This is a genomic window from Flavobacteriales bacterium (genome assembly GCA_016124845.1).
Classification (GTDB): domain Bacteria; phylum Bacteroidota; class Bacteroidia; order UBA10329; family UBA10329; genus UBA10329.
In genome coordinates, this window is record WGMW01000006.1 from 106,769 (window position 1) to 122,358 (window position 15,590).

General features: G+C 50.0%; 15 protein-coding genes. 8 read left to right on the plus strand and 7 right to left on the minus strand.

What is annotated here, in order from left to right:
• Position 1 precedes the first annotated feature (1 nt).
• Positions 2-1,633, plus strand: a complete 1,632-nt coding sequence (locus tag GC178_02580) for a hypothetical protein (GenBank protein MBI1286442.1) — start codon at positions 2-4, stop codon at positions 1,631-1,633.
• Positions 1,634-2,174: 541 nt separating this feature from the next.
• On the opposite strand, the gene miaA is transcribed toward GC178_02580, so the two are convergent.
• The 5 genes from miaA to GC178_02605 all read right to left on the minus strand — a co-directional run bounded on the left by miaA (position 2,175) and on the right by GC178_02605 (position 7,642).
• Positions 2,175-3,074 (minus strand): tRNA (adenosine(37)-N6)-dimethylallyltransferase MiaA, encoded by a 900-nt coding sequence (gene miaA, locus GC178_02585; GenBank protein MBI1286443.1) that lies wholly within the window; start codon positions 3,072-3,074, stop codon positions 2,175-2,177.
• A gap of 98 nt (positions 3,075-3,172) precedes the next feature.
• Positions 3,173-3,847, minus strand: coding sequence for a hypothetical protein (locus tag GC178_02590; protein ID MBI1286444.1), 675 nt, complete (start codon positions 3,845-3,847; stop codon positions 3,173-3,175).
• A 257-nt stretch (positions 3,848-4,104) separates the two neighbouring features.
• Complete coding sequence (locus GC178_02595; protein ID MBI1286445.1) at positions 4,105-5,526, minus strand: HD domain-containing protein; 1,422 nt, start codon at positions 5,524-5,526, stop codon at positions 4,105-4,107.
• Positions 5,527-5,705: 179 nt separating this feature from the next.
• Complete coding sequence (locus GC178_02600) at positions 5,706-6,689, minus strand: glycosyltransferase family 9 protein (protein ID MBI1286446.1); 984 nt, start codon at positions 6,687-6,689, stop codon at positions 5,706-5,708.
• Positions 6,690-6,820: 131 nt separating this feature from the next.
• A complete protein-coding gene (locus GC178_02605) occupies positions 6,821-7,642 on the minus strand; it encodes a 2,3,4,5-tetrahydropyridine-2,6-dicarboxylate N-succinyltransferase (GenBank protein ID MBI1286447.1) in 822 nt (273 codons plus the stop codon).
• Positions 7,643-7,690: 48 nt separating this feature from the next.
• Between GC178_02605 and ruvX the strand changes: the two genes are divergently transcribed.
• The 3 genes from ruvX to GC178_02620 are packed head-to-tail and all read left to right on the plus strand — an operon-like array spanning position 7,691 to position 9,224.
• Positions 7,691-8,116 carry a Holliday junction resolvase RuvX gene (ruvX, locus tag GC178_02610; protein ID MBI1286448.1) on the plus strand — a complete coding sequence of 142 codons (426 nt, stop codon included), beginning with the start codon at positions 7,691-7,693 and terminating at the stop codon, positions 8,114-8,116.
• Positions 8,113-8,691, plus strand: a complete 579-nt coding sequence (locus GC178_02615; protein MBI1286449.1) for a peptide deformylase — start codon at positions 8,113-8,115, stop codon at positions 8,689-8,691. Before ruvX ends, GC178_02615 begins: the two co-directional genes overlap by 4 nt.
• Positions 8,688-9,224: a hypothetical protein gene (locus GC178_02620; protein ID MBI1286450.1), complete on the plus strand. Its 537-nt coding sequence runs from the start codon at positions 8,688-8,690 to the stop codon at positions 9,222-9,224. Before GC178_02615 ends, GC178_02620 begins: the two co-directional genes overlap by 4 nt.
• Positions 9,225-9,274: 50 nt before the next feature.
• Here the strand turns inward: GC178_02620 and GC178_02625 are convergent, their stop codons facing one another.
• Positions 9,275-9,952 (minus strand): hypothetical protein, encoded by a 678-nt coding sequence (locus tag GC178_02625; protein MBI1286451.1) that lies wholly within the window; start codon positions 9,950-9,952, stop codon positions 9,275-9,277.
• Positions 9,953-10,046: 94 nt separating this feature from the next.
• On the opposite strand from GC178_02625, the gene GC178_02630 reads away from it, so the two are divergent.
• The 4 genes from GC178_02630 to mazG all read left to right on the plus strand — a co-directional run bounded on the left by GC178_02630 (position 10,047) and on the right by mazG (position 14,473).
• Entirely contained in the window at positions 10,047-11,771 is a 1,725-nt protein-coding gene (locus tag GC178_02630) for a phospho-sugar mutase (GenBank protein MBI1286452.1), read from the plus strand.
• Positions 11,772-11,899: 128 nt separating this feature from the next.
• A complete protein-coding gene (locus GC178_02635; GenBank protein MBI1286453.1) occupies positions 11,900-12,664 on the plus strand; it encodes a hypothetical protein in 765 nt (254 codons plus the stop codon).
• 177 nt (positions 12,665-12,841) lie between these two features.
• Entirely contained in the window at positions 12,842-13,387 is a 546-nt protein-coding gene (locus GC178_02640; protein ID MBI1286454.1) for a hypothetical protein, read from the plus strand.
• Between the two features lie 318 nt (positions 13,388-13,705).
• Complete coding sequence (mazG, locus tag GC178_02645) at positions 13,706-14,473, plus strand: nucleoside triphosphate pyrophosphohydrolase (protein ID MBI1286455.1); 768 nt, start codon at positions 13,706-13,708, stop codon at positions 14,471-14,473.
• 2 nt (positions 14,474-14,475) lie between these two features.
• Here the strand turns inward: mazG and GC178_02650 are convergent, their stop codons facing one another.
• Positions 14,476-15,579 (minus strand): hypothetical protein, encoded by a 1,104-nt coding sequence (locus tag GC178_02650; GenBank protein MBI1286456.1) that lies wholly within the window; start codon positions 15,577-15,579, stop codon positions 14,476-14,478.
• Between the last annotated feature and the right edge of the window lie 11 nt (positions 15,580-15,590).

Genomic DNA, 15,590 nt, shown 5'->3' on the forward strand with positions numbered 1-15,590 from the left:
GATGAAACTGCCCCTGATCCTAATTTCATGGCTCATTGCCCTGCAAACTTGGGCTCCCATCGGACTTTGGGTCCTTAAAAAGCTAAACGCAACGCTGGAAGAACGCCCCGTTCACAATTTCATTCTGGCAACAATTGTAGGTGCTGCGGTAAACGCCACCATTCTTGGACTGCTTTCACTATGGATGCCGATAACCATCAATTTCAGCATGGTTTTGATGTTCATCTGTATTCTCATTTTGTCGCGCACCTTCAAGAAAGCCATCTCCACCATGTTCCAAGAACTGAAAACATGGTCGGTATTCGGTTGGGGTGCGCTGATCGGACTCATCGGCATAGCAGTTGTCTTTACAGCAATGCCATCGCTCAATAACGATTCGGGGCTGTATTACATCCAGTTCATGAAATGGATCAACAGCTACCCTGTGGTGCCTGGGCTGGCAAACCTCCACGACCGCTTGGGGTTCAATTCGCATTGGCATCTGCTTTCGGCCGCGTTCGACCTGAACGGCATCGACCCAACGGGCAGCAACGACCTCAATGCCTTCCTTTTCATCCTCATCGGGTTGGGTTGCATCGCTTCTGCTGAACGGCTACGGCACCGCTCCGACCTTTTCGATGCCATCTGGGCGCTGTTCCCGCTTCCGTTCTTTCTGCTGCTGCGTTTTCTTACCAGCACCGCGCCCGACCTGCCTTCCACGCTCATCCCGCTCACCTATCTTTCGCTTGTTGCCACGCAGCGCGAAAAGGCATCGCTGCCACTCCTTGCGCTGCTCATCGTTTTTGCGGCCACCATTAAAGTACTCTCTGTGCTCCACGTTATTGCCATAATTCCACTGGCGTGGATGGAACTGAAAAAGCAGCGGTGGAACACCATCGGCCTTGCCGCCACCTTGGCCGTAGTGGTGGCGCTGCCTTGGGTATTGCGCAACGTGATGCAAACGGGGTATCTGGTGTTTCCGATGGAGAGTCTGGACCTTTTCAGCTTTGATTGGAAAGTACCGAACGAGCTTGCCGCCAACGCCCGCAAGATGGTGGACGTGCATGCGCGGTTCGGCAATTACGACCTTGCCAACTACGGTCGCCCCATGAACGATTGGCTGCCGTTCTGGTTCGGGGTGCAATCCAAAACCGTACTCGGACTGATGGCATTTGTGTTTGCGGGCAGCTTTCTGCTGGTTGTGGCAGATATGTTCATGATCGATCGCCACCGAGGCACCAACCGCGTGGCGTTCAACCTTTTTCTTGCACTTACCGTGCTGATCAGTTTTGCTTTCTGGTGGCAGTCGGGCCCGAACCCACGGTTCATCTACGGCATCGTTTTCTTCTTTCTGGCCTACTCGCTGGCCGTGCTTGCAACCCAACTGCGGGTTGGCAAATGGCTGCGGTTCCTGCCGTTGGCGGCCCTGCTTCCCATGTTGGCCATTGGCCGAACCATCCTAAAGGAGGAACCACCCACGCGCCCCACCGAATTTGCCACCATGCCCAATGTGGACGCCACCGTCTACTACCCCACCACCACCGATAAATGCTGGGATCATGCGCTGCCCTGCGCCAACAGAAACCGCACCGACCTTGAATTGAGAGGCGCGGAGCTGAAAGATGGCTTCCGCAACACGGAAACCGAGAAGTAACGGCCCATTTGCACGAATTACAGATAGGTTTTTGCATGCAGAATCGAATGTGCATGACCTTCCGACCCATGGTTCCGTACGGATAATGCCCTCAGAAGATGTTCCGATGTCGTTTTTTGTACAATTATCTGCATCGGAAGATGTTCCGAACCCCTTAGCGGCAGAAACATTGCCTTTCGGAAGATGTTCCGATGCTGTTTTCTGTACAATTATCTACATCGGAAGATGTTCCGAACACTTTGGCGGCAGAAACATTGCCTTCGGAAGACGTTCCGATGTCGTTTCCTGTACAACTATCGACATGGTAGCGGGTCAGGATGTCGATTCCTGTACAAGAAACCACATCCTGCCGCGTCAGGAAGGGATTTTTTCATGCAGAAATGCCCTCCTGACCCGTTAGGGACCCAATTCTGTAATGAGAAATGCCTCCCTGACCGATCAGGAAGGGGGTTTTACGCGCAGAAATGTCCTCCTGACGTGATAGGAACCTCTTTAGGGATAGGAACAATGCCCTCGGAACTTGTTCCGACCCGATGGTTTTTTACGATAAGTTGATGAGCTCGCTGACCGATGGACGCTGCATCCACTGAATGTCTTCATCCTTCTTGAACCAGGTCATCTGCCGTTTGGCGAAGCGCCTGGTGTTGGTCTTTATTTTTTCGATGGCCTCTTGCAAGGTCATTTTTCCTTCGAGGTGGGCGAACAGTTCCTTATAACCGACCGTGTTGAGGGCGTTGAGGTGGCGTTTTTCGAACACGGCCTTGGCCTCATCGAGCCAACCGCTGGCCAGCATCACCTCAACACGCTTGTTGATGCTATCATAAAGCTCTTCGCGCGGCAACTCCAACCCGATCTTGATAACCTTGAAAGGTCGCTGCACTTTCTCACCACTATGAAAGGATGAGAACGGCTTTCCCATGGAAAGGCACACCTCCAACGCACGCACAACACGCTGCGGATTCTGGACATCCATCTTGGCGTAATGCACAGGATCGAGCTGCTGCAGTTGCTGTTGGAGGGAAGCAAGCCCCTCGGTTTCCAGCCGTTCGGTCAGTTGCTGGCGAAGTTCTTCATCGGCCTCGGGCAGGTTGTCCAACCCATCGCACAGCGCCTTGATGTAAAGCCCTGTTCCGCCACAGCAAACCACGGCATCGTGTTGCTCAAAAAGTCGGTCGAGAAGCTCCAACGCATCCCGCTCAAACATGCCCGCGTTGTAGTCTTCCTCCAAAGAGCGTTCGGCAATAAAGTGATGTTTGACGCGGTTTAGCTGTTCGGCCGTAGGCTGAGCTGTTCCAATAGGAATCTCTCGGTAAAGTTGTCGGCTATCGGCCGATATGATCTCGGTCTGGAGCTTCTCGGCCAGTTCAATGGCCACATCGGTCTTGCCAACGGCCGTGGGGCCGCAAATGACGTAAAGGATTGGCGATTGACGATTGACGATTTGCAATTTGCGATTGATTGGAACGATAAATAGGGCTCATCCAAACTGATCAACTAATTCCCTGATCAACTGGTAAACTAATCAACTGGTCAACTGAATCACATCAGGTCATCCATATTGAAGTCTTCGAAGCCTCCTTCGCCATCATCGTTGGAATCATCATCCTCTTCATCTTCCTCCTCATCATCGTCTTCAGACAATGCTCCCAGCTTGCTGAAATCGATGGACGGGGCTTTGAAATCGGCCTTCTTGCTGGCTGCCTCCGCCTCTTTCTGAATGCGCTCAATATCCTCTTCAGATGGTCCGTCATCATCAAACATGTCTATGTCCATGTCTGCCGTAGGCTCATCTTCAGGATCCGAAGCAATAGGCTCTGGCGGTGGCTGCGTGTAGTAGGGCGGGTCGCCTTCTTTCCGAACACACGTAGGATATTTGACACCTGGTTCCTCCTGCAGCACCTTTTGCAGTTCGATGGCCAGTTCCACCTCTTTGTAGCTGATGGTGGCACACACAAAACGCTGGCGCGGAACGGTAATATGGTCTACAATGCGCTGGTGGTCGCCTTCCATGTTGGCATCCAACTCCACCACCGTATCTCCCGCATACCATTGCTGGTCGGAGCTGTAATACTCCACGGGTTGCCCCTGCTGAAAGTTGAAATGCTCCACAATGGCGCGGTGCAGATCGGCAAAACGCTGCTTGCCAAGCACGTCAATGTCGCGGTAGACCTCGTGGTCATCCTCAATGTAAACTCGGAATCGGTAAACTGCCATGCCTAAAATTCGATTGGACGAATAACGGAAAAAAGAAAAACGGATGTTAAACCCGATGATGAGACAATGGTTTCAATCTCCTCACTTTTTCGCTTCATCCCTTATCGGTTATAACTTTTGAAAAGACATTTTTTGGCCACAGAAACACAGATTTTCACAGATTTCACAGAAAATTCAGTGAAACCCTCTGTGATTTCTGCGTCTCTGTGGCTATTTTATTTTGCCATTCATACGTAAATCAACGGAACGACCACTTGTCACTTCAACTCTTCAACCACACTCAATCCCAATTCCCCACCCCTAACGGTCATAAAGGCAATGGCCGCTTCGCGTGAATTGTCTATCTGGCCGTCCATGATGGCGTCTTTGATGGCGTCTTTGATGATGCCCACCTCACGGCCTGGGGCAATTCCGAAAGCTTTCATGATCTCCTCTCCGCTCACAGGCGGTTGCCAGTTGCGTACGCGGTCCTTCTCCTCCACTTCCTTCAGTTTCTGACGAACGAGTTCGAAGTTCTTCATGTACTGCTTCACCTTCGCATCGTTCTTGCTGGTGATGTCGGCCTCGCACAGGATCATCAGGTCTTCGATGTCATCGCCTGCTTCGAAAAGCAGCCTACGAACAGCGGAATCGGTCACTTCTTCCTGCACTAGTGCGATAGGTCGCAAGTGAAGGAATACCAACTTCTGCACGTACTTCATCTTCTCGTTCAGCGGAAGTTTAAGGTCGCGGAAGATGTCGGGGACCGAACGCGCACCTCTGTCCTCATGCCCGTGGAACGTCCACCCAACCCTCGGATGAAAACGTTTGGTGATCGGCTTCTCAATGTCGTGCATAATGGCCGCCCAGCGTAACCACAAGTTGTCCGTGTTCGGTGCAATATTGTCCAACACCTGAAGTGTGTGGTAGAAGTTGTCCTTGTGGCCTTTACCGTTAATGACATCCACCCCGAAAAGCTCCGTCATTTTAGGAAATATGAGGTGCAAAAGCCCCGTATTGAACAGCAGTTTGAACCCTTTGGAAGGCACTTTCGCCATCACAATTTTGTTCAGTTCATCGGCAATGCGCTCTTTGGAAACAATACTGATCCGTTCTCGATTCTCATAGATCGCCTGGAAAGATGATTCCTCGATCTGGAAATCCAACTGCGTGGCAAAACGGATGGCGCGCATCATCCGCAGCGGGTCATCGCTGTAAGTTTTGGCAGGTTCCAACGGAGTTCGGAGGATACCTTTCTTCAGGTCTTCCACACCGTTGAACGGATCGACCAACTCGCCCCACGAACCTTCATTCAAGCTAATGGCCATGGCGTTGATGGTAAAATCCCGTCTATCCTGATCGTCCTTGATGGTGCCATCTTCCACCGCAGGTTTCCGCGAATCCTCGCTGTAAGATTCCTTACGCGCACCTACGAATTCCACCTCAAGATCCCTGTGGTTGATCATGGCTGTGCCGAAGCGTTTGAACACACTGATTTTCGAACCGCCCAATCGCGAAGCAACGGCCTGTGCCAATTCAATTCCCTTGCCTGTGGAAACCACATCAATGTCCTTGGTCTCGCGACCGAGGATGCAATCGCGCACGTAACCACCGATCACGTAGGCCTCCGCGCCAAGTTCCTTGGCCGTATCGGAAACCAGCTTGAAGATCGGCTGCTGAATATGTTGCTGCATTTGCATTGGGGGCGCGAATTTACCAATACCATCTATGTAGGGGCGTATGGAAATACGCCCAAACCTCAACAAACGGGCGTATTTCCATACGCCCCTACAATTGGGGAATCATTTCTACGCTGCCATCGCGAGCGTCCTCGCTCGTAACGCACATTCAGTTGTCGTCACGACAACGCATAGAACGTCTATTCCAAACAGGAAACCATTTCGCCAACATCAACATTGGCGCACTTGAAATGCCCTTTCGGACAGGCCGCTTTGCCGTGCATGCCACACGGGCGGCAATCCAGTTTTTCGTTGGTTTGGATGATGTGCGAGTTCTCAGAAAGTGGTGTGAATCCGAACTCAGGAACCGTAGAACAGAAAATCTCGGTCATCGGTGCATTCACAGCCGAAGCCAAATGCACAGGTGCCGAATCATTGGCGAAGTTCATTTTCGCATCCTTCAACAGAGCAGCTGTTTCCAGCAGTTTCAACTTTCCTGTCAGATCTATCACTTCGCGGTCAGCGTTCTTGATGATCTGCTGCGCGATGGCTGAATCGCCCTTTCCACCAATGATGTAAACCTTCAACTCGTTCGGAACTTTCGCAACGAATTCTATCCATTTCTCAATAGGCAACTGCTTGGTAAACCAAACAGAAGCTGGCGCGATGGTGATGAACGGTTGCGTTTTGAACTCAGCAACGACTTCAATGCCCTCCTCAGTTGGATAGAGTTTCGGATTGACACGATTCGGAATGTCCCCAATCAGATCAAGCACGCGATCCACCTCATGCACATTCTCAAATCCATTTCCGAAACGATGTTCCTCACTTTTGGAGAACAGAAACGAAAGCGGATTGCTCTTATAACCAATCTTCAGCTTGGCTCCTGAAAACGCTGTGATCACACCGCTGGCTGCATACCGCTGAATATTGTAAACCGCGTCATACTTCCTGCTTCGAACCTCACCCAACATGCGCCAAAGCCCTGCATATTTCGCAGCTTGCTTGTCCCAAACCAACGCTTCATTCAAGAACGGATGTTCCTCAAAAAGCAACTGATTCCCATTCCGCACCAGGTAATCGATCTTGGCGTTTGGGTGTTGCCGATGCAACTCCTCCAGAAGCGCAGTTCCAAGGATGGCATCACCAATGAAGGCGGTCTGGATGACGAGAATCTTATCCATTCAGGGCCCGTAAAATCAGCCAACACCCGCGGATGTCATGCTGAACTTGTTTCAGCATCTTTTTAGACCCTGAAATGAATTCAGGGTGACGGTTGTAGAAACGTATATGCCTTCCGCTGCGGACCATTCCGCTAAACTGCCACATTGAACTCACGCAGCGCGTCATTCAACGAAGTTTTCTGGTCAGTGCTCTCCTTCCGCTGACCGATAATCAGGGCACAAGGCACGTTATAAGTTCCCGCAGGGAATTCCTTCGGGTACGTTCCTGGAATGACCACCGAACGTGGTGGAACGTAGCCTTTCATTTCTTTGGGTTCAGAACCCGTTACGTCAATGATACGCGTGCTTTTGGTAAGCACCACATTGGCTCCAAGCACCGCTTCCTTCCCCACTCTCACGCCTTCCACCACAATGCTTCGCGAACCGAGGAACGCATCATCTTCAATGATCACTGGCGCAGCCTGAATCGGCTCCAACACGCCTCCGATACCGACACCTCCACTCAAATGAACACCCTTGCCGATCTGCGCACACGAACCGACAGTTGCCCACGTATCGACCATGGTCCCTGTGGCCACATACGCCCCGATATTCACATACGATGGCATCATGATAACGCCACTCTCCAAGAACGAACCGTAGCGCGCAATGGCATGAGGCACCACACGGACACCAGCTTCCTTGTGACCTTTCTTCAACGCAATTTTGTCGTGAAACTCAAATGGCCCGACCTCAATCGTTTCCATCTTCTGAATCGGGAAATACAGAATCACCGCCTTCTTCACCCATTCGTTCACTTTCCAATCATCTCCGTTCGGTTCGGCCACGCGAAGCTGACCCGCATCAAGCAACGCCACCACTTCCCGCACAGCCGAAACCGTCTTTTCTGAACTCAGCATTCCGCGGTTTTCCCACGCCTGCTCAATAAGTTCTCGCAATTCATCTGTTCTCATGGCCGCAAAGATAATCCTTAACTTTGCCGCGCTTCAGAAAGCAGGTAAATGGGTCGGATTCTGGCATTGGATTATGGGACAAAACGCGTGGGAATTGCCGCCACCGACCCGTTGCAGATCATTGCTTCGGCCCTCACAACCGTGCATCCGAACGAACTGATGGATTTCCTCAAGAAATACATGGAAACCGAAACGGTGGATTGCATTGTGATCGGTGACCCGAAACGCCTGAATAACGAACCCGCACAGGCTGCCGCTGGTGCCGATCAACTGACAGAACGGCTGAAAAAGCAGTTCCCTCATGTACAGATCGACCGAATGGATGAGCGATTCACCTCTAAGATGGCGTTTGGAGCAATGATTGAGGGCGGCCTGAAGAAGAAACAGCGTGCGGACAAGGCGATGGTCGATAAGGTGAGTGCCACCATCATCCTGCAATCGTACATGGAACAGCAGAACAGTTTGAACAGATGAGCGAAACGAAGACGAAAACCAAGATTCTCCCGATCGTTGCCTACGGTGATCCCGTTTTGAAGAAGGTAGCGGAAGACATCGACCCTGAATACCCCGAATTGGGACAGTTGGTGGATAACATGTTCGAGACGATGTACAACGCTTCGGGCGTTGGATTGGCCGCGCCACAGATCGGACTCAGCATAAGACTGTTTATTGTAGATGCCACGCCATTCTGCGAAGAGCATCCAGAGTTGGATGGCTTTGTAAAAGTGTTCATCAACCCTATCATTCTCGAAGAAGAAGGCAAGAAATGGGACTTCAATGAGGGTTGTTTGAGCATTCCTGGGATCCGAGAGGATGTTTCCCGCAAGCCGAAGATACTTATCGAGTATTATGATGAGAATTGGGAGTTGAAAGAAGAGTGGTTTGAAGGCATCACCGCCCGAATCATCCAACACGAATACGACCACATTGAAGGCGTCCTTTTCACCGACCACCTACCTGCCTTGAAGCGCAGAATGCTGAAAGGAAAGCTGAACGACATCAGCAAAGGAATTGTGGATGCTGAATACAAAATGCGTTTCCCGAAATGAAGAAACTGAACATTTCCGTTGCCGCTTTGGCACTGCTTTTCACTGCGTGCGGACCAACAAAAGAACCCCTTTCGGAGCGAGACCTATCATTGGCGCGAATCGATAGCATGGAAACTATTCTATTTGCAGATGAAGAGGCCGAAGCCGACCCAAGAGCAGGGATTCAATTGGTGCGTGAATACGCCCATTTCTATCAAAGCAATGAAAAGGACAGTCTGGCGGTGGATATGCTCTTCAAGGCAGGAGAAGTGAGCATGGGCATCGGACAGGGAAACTTGGCGGTGAAATACTTCCGTACCATTGCCGATGATCACGCGGAATATTACAAATCTCCGGAAGCTCTTTTTCTCTGCGGTTTCTGCGAAGAGAATTTAAACCGCGATACAGCTCAGGCGCGGTGGTTCTATGAGAAGTTCCTCACTACCTATCCTGACCACAAACTGGCCGAGGATGCGCAATTCTCCATTCAGAACATGAGTATGAGCGATGAGGATCTCATCAAAATGTTCGAGAAAAATGCATCTGGACAATAAAAAAGCCGCCACACGAATCGCGTAGCGGCTTTCAAAGAATTTCCTGGAAATTACTTACCTACCATTCCTATCAACTTCTCAAAGTCGATCGTTTCCAAAAATTTTAGGGCTTGCCCTGGCTCTTTAACTCCCTCAATATCAACTGAAATGAACGCCCCCCCGACAATGGCCTGTGCTTGTTGCATTTTCCTATACCCCGGTTCATTCTCACCACCACCATACGATTTTGTGATGGCGCGATAGCCCTTCACACGAATCGGCTTCACATCACCTGAGCTCATTCCGCCTTCTTGCATGGAATGCGCATTCTGTACCTCACTCGCATTCATCATATTGTTGGTGATCTGAACCGTGATCTGTTCAAGATCCTGCCCCATCATCGGATCCATTATGGCAGGGTCATTCATGGCTGCATCGCCACTTGTTCCTTCCGAAGAAGGTTTAGGTTTCCTATAAGTTTTGGTAACACTTACACCACCCATGTCCATTCCACCGCCAAAATCATCCTTCTGCATCTCAAACTCACCGAATTTGGCAGGGAGCACACTTGCAATATTGTCCGATATCAGTTTTGTCACAGCCTTCTTTGCCTTGCTGATGTCATCCAGCGCAGCAATGTAATTCTTCTTTTCAAGGTTGGCCGTGGCCGATTTCAACTCCTCCTGTTGGGCGAAGCCGAACGAAGATAATCCGATAACCAATGATAGACTTAGAACTGTTCTTTTCATGTTTTCATGTTAAATCCAAGTCCAAAAATAGGATTTCAACGTTACCGTTGCCAGTTGAGAGGCAATTGTACTTTTGCCGCAAATTACGCGACAGATGGAAAAGGCCATTCTCGAAAAAGCCCAAAAATGGACATCCGATGCGTTCGATGCGGAAACGCGCGCACAGGTTCAGAACCTTATTGATTTGAACCCAGAGGAACTGACCGAGTGTTTTTACAAGGACCTTGAGTTTGGTACAGGCGGGCTTCGTGGACTGATGGGCGTGGGCACCAACCGTATGAACATTTACACCGTGGGAATGGCCACGCAAGGATTGGCCAATTACCTGAAGAAGTCGTTCGGTGGTGAGATAAGCGTGGCCATTGCACACGATTCGCGCAACAACAGCCCGTTGTTTGCACGGAAGACCGCAGAAGTTTTTGCCGCCAACGGCATCAAAGCTTACCTGTTCAGCGAACTGCGACCAACACCCGAACTCTCGTTTGCCGTGCGTCATTATGGTTGCAAGGCGGGTGTCGTCATCACAGCCTCGCACAACCCGAAAGAATACAACGGCTACAAGGCATATTGGGAGGATGGCGGCCAATTGGTTGCTCCGCACGATAAAAATGTGATCGCAGAAGTACAGAAAATTGCTGGTCCGCAGGATGTGAACTGGAATGCGGATGCATCGCTGATCGAGTTGGTGAAGGATGAGATCGACCGTGCTTACATCGATGGTTTGAAATCACTTTGCCTTTCGCCTGAAGCGGTGAAAGCGCAATCCGATCTGAACATCGTTTACACTGCCCTGCACGGAACGGGCGGCACCATGGTTCCCCGCACGCTGAAGGAACTCGGTTTTACGAATGTGCATACCGTAGCCGAACAGGATACGCCAGACGGAAACTTCCCAACGGTGGTATCTCCGAACCCAGAAGAAGCCGCTGCGCTGAAAATGGCATTGGAGAAAGCCGAAGCTTTGGGCGCTGACCTCGTAATGGGCACAGACCCAGATGCAGACCGTGTTGGTATTGCGGTTCGTAACATGAAAGGAGAACTGGAACTGCTGAACGGCAACATGACAGGCTCGCTGCTGGTGTATTACCTCATTCAACGATGGAGCGAACTTGGAAAACTGAACGGCAAGCAGTTCACAGGAAAAACGATTGTGACCACCGCGCTCATCAAGAAGATATCGGAGGCGAAGAATGTTCCGTGCTATGATGTGCTTACGGGTTTCAAATACATCGCGGAGCTGATACTGAAACTGGAAGGAAAGGAGCAATTCATTGGCGGTGGTGAGGAAAGCTACGGCTACCTCTCTGGCGACCTTGTACGCGATAAGGATGCGGTGCTAAGCTGTGTGCTTATTGCCGAAATGTGTGCTTGGGCCAAGAACAATGGCAAGAGCCTTTCTGAAGTATTGATGGACATCCACTTGGAGTTCGGTTTCTACTTGGAAGACCTTATCAGCCTGACGAAAAAAGGCCGCTCGGGTGCAGAGGAGATCGCGCAGATGATGGAAAACCTCCGCAATGATCCACCGAAGAAATTGGCGGGCTCGGATGTACTTACGCTACGCGATTACAAACTCGGTAAAGTGACCAACCTTGCTGATGGAAGTAAAACGGAAACTGGACTTCCAACTTCTAACGTATTGCAGTTTGAGACCGCAGACGGAACGGTGGTAACTGCCCGTCCATCGGGCACCGAACCGAAGATCAAGTTCTATTTCTCGGTGAATGCCGAGTTGAAGGACAAAGCTGAATATGATTCTGTCAGAGAGCAACTGAAAGACAAGATATCGACAATTCAGTTGGATCTAAGATTAAAGTAAGACAACATGATATTAGCCACAGATGCACAGATTTTCGCAGATTTCATTGATAAAAAGAAGTATCTGTGATACATCCGTGAAAATCTGTGCATCTGTGGCCCTAAAATGTCCAATTCAGTAGCTATCAAATGTGCTTATGTTTATTCGCCATCAATGAAAGTACAGAGTTCCCGTTCATTCTCTTGGCGAACAGAGATGAGTTCAGAGCGCGACCAGCGGCCAAAGCAGCCTTTTGGAAAGACCATCCCGAAGTGCTGGCAGGCCGCGACCTCGAAGGCATGGGAACATGGCTGGGCGTCAACACCCGTGGTGAAATTGCCTTTCTCACCAACTACCGCCATCCCGATTACTTCAACCGCAAAGGTCCAACTCGCGGTAAACTGGTTTCCGATTTTCTGACAACAGATGCAAATGCAGAAAGCTATCTACAGCGCATTGAAGATCCCGAAGCTTACAATGGCTTTAACCTTGTAGCTGGGAAACCGTCAGAACTGTTCTATTTCTCCAATGTGGAAAGAACACCTCGCCCAATTGGCAAGGGAGTTCATGGTTTGAGCAATGCGTTTCTTGATACTCCTTGGCCGAAGGTGGATGACGGTAAAAAGCGCCTACAGGTCGCAATACAAGAAAACAGGTTAGAGACCGATTTTCTCTTCTCCATTTTACGGGACGACCATTTGGCCGCTGATGACCAACTGCCCGACACAGGCGTAGGATCCGAACTGGAGAAGATCCTTTCTCCAAAGTTCATCAACACACCTAATTACGGCACGGTGTGCTCCACCGTCATCCTTGTGGACCGCAACGGCCGCTGCCTCTTTGAGGAAAAGACCTTTGATACTGAGGGGAATGAAGTGGGGAAAGTGGGGTTTTCCGTGAACTTGACAGGTTAACGGAAACTCCTCACCAACCCCACCACCAGTAACAGCACCACCACCGAGCTCGGCACAAGGAATTTCAACCGCCAGTTTTCGTTCAGTGGTACTTTCTGTGAGACCATTTCTGTTCGCAGCCCCAAAAACACTGCCTTGAGTAATGCGAACGTAAATTTGAGTAGTACTGGCGTAGCCTTGCGTATTCCAATCGTTGCTCCGAGTAATACTCACGACACTCCGAGTATCGACATCAATGCCGCGAGTAATGCGAACGTTAAGCCGAGTTTGGCGGAAGTTGCCTTGAGTATCAGCAGCGATACGCAATATCCTGCTGACGTTACCCGTTGTTCCACAAACGTAGCCTTGCGTTCTGCGAACCGAAAATGCAATGGTGATCAGGTGGAGCGGACAAGTGCGATAACCTTAAATACGACCGCCATGGCGTTGAACAGAAAACATCGGAAACCCCAAAGCAAGGCCCATTCGGGCATCATCAGACCGGAGGACCTTGATAAGAAAGGGGGCGTAATACCCATGACCAACGGTCATTGGCTGCGCAAGGCCCTGACGGCAATGAAGGTGGGTGAAACGTATTTTGTCGATAAACGTGACTGGAATTGGGTGGGGCGTGGAAACACACCTGCCCGCATCGTCACTTCGCTCAACGAGAAGAAGGTCGGCAAGTACACCATCGGAAAGGCAGCCGATGAAACAGGGTGGATTATTGAGCGGTTAGAGTGAACGGGATATAAATGCCTTGAAGGTTTTGAAAACATGGGTGTCCGAAAAAAATCAGAATCACACTTGCCAATGATAGACCTGTCCTCAGAACCGTTAAAACGGTTGGTACTCTGCCATCTATCATGACCCGCGATTTAAATCGTGGGCTATGATAGAATCAACGGATTCATTCACAGAACCTGCATTTCGGGCTCCTCTATTTTGAAAACCTCGGAGGTCTTATTCCCCAAGTTTGTGGAATAATCGGGTAAAACCCGCATCTCAACACTCCACGTTGACCTGTTTATTTCGTCACTTTTGTCCAAAGCCAAAACAAGAATGGACCGAAGACTCGAACAGTTCGGACGATTGCTGAACATCATGGACGACCTGCGGGAGAAATGCCCGTGGGACCGTAAGCAGACGCTGGAGAGCCTGCGCCATCTGACCATTGAGGAGACCTACGAACTGGCCGATGCCATTCTGGACAATGATCTGGAAGAGATAAGGAAAGAACTGGGCGACATCCTGCTTCACATCGTTTTCTATGCCAAGATCGGTTCGGAGAAGAACGCATTTGACATTGCCGATGTGGCCGAGGGCATTTGCGAGAAGCTCATCTCGCGCCACCCTCACATTTATGGAGATGTGAAGGTTGCCGATGAGGAGGAAGTAAAGGCCAATTGGGAAAAACTGAAACTGAAAGAAGGCAAGAAATCCGTGTTGGAAGGCGTGCCCCGTTCATTGCCTGCCATGGTCAAGGCCACACGCATTCAGGACAAGGCGCGTGGAGTTGGTTTCGATTGGGACAACCGCGAACAGGTTTGGGACAAGGTGAATGAGGAGTTGGTAGAACTGAAAGAGGAGATCGATTCGAATGCCGATAGAACGAAGATCGAAAGCGAGTTCGGTGATGTGCTCTTTTCCATGATCAATTACGCGCGTTTCATTGACATTGATCCCGAAACGGCCTTGGAGCGCACCAACAAGAAATTCATCAAGCGTTTTCAGTATCTGGAATCAGAATCGAAAAAAGACGGAAAGGAACTTTCGGACATGACCTTGGAGGAAATGGACGAATACTGGAATGCAGCAAAGAAGCTGTGACCCTAAAGTTGGATGAGCATCGCCTTGGCACCACTATCCGTTGACAACTGAATCACAAACATTCCTTGTTTACCGTTGAATTCTGAAGCAAGGATTCTACCCCTTGAATTCCCTGAACGCACCAGTTTTCCATCGGTGCTGAGGAGTTTCCATTCCACTTCTTCACCTTCAAATTCAATTGATTGCAATGAGAGGTCTTGGCGATAAATGGTTCTTACGCTAAGTTCTCTGTAAGTCTCATTCACACCAATAAAAACCGAAGGATGCAATCGGTACATCTTCCCTCCCATCCCAAAGGATTGTTCATCGGTTATGTAAAGAGATCCATTGCGAAAACAGATGCCTTCCTTCTGCGATATGAAAGAAAAACCTAAGGTCAGAACATCGCCAGAAAAGAAGTCGCTGCCCGTAAAATTGGTGAACAGCAGAACCTTGTCTGAAGTGAGCAGAACCACGCTATCTGCATTTTCGGAAATATCTGCTGCGGTAACCGCAAAAACGAAACTGGTGTGTCCTACGTAAAAGCTATCGAGCAGTTCGGCCACATAAGTTCCGTTCTGCGTAGGCAATCTGTAATGCTTGGTATATCCTGTAGATGGATTCGAGCGGTCTTTGCTGAACAAATGCAGCGAATCATTGAACCAGAACATGGCCTCCATATCGAAGTTGCCATAACTTCCGCTTGGCGGAAATGCTGTTTGATCGGGATAGGAAAAACGGATGGTATCGGTTACAACTGCATTGACCGTGCATGTATCGATCCTCGGAATTTTCACGATGTGCAGATCGGTGCGATCGAGTGAGTTGTTGCCGAAGTTGCCCACATACAGGTTTCCCTCATCGTCCTTTGCCACTTCCTCCCAATCCGTGTTCACATCTCCGATAACCGAAACGGTGCGCTGAAGCACTCCGTTCGTATCTACACAATAGAGTTCGGCAGGATTCCCGCTATCGTTGTGTGTCCAAAACCACCCGTTCGGGCCGTTGACAATGCCAGAGGTTTCGCTCACAACCGAAGGAAGGTCGCAGAGTTCCGTAAGCACAGACGTTTGCGCCAACAGAATCTGTGATGAAAGGAGAAGGAACGGGAAAATGAGAAGCCGCATTTCCAACTATC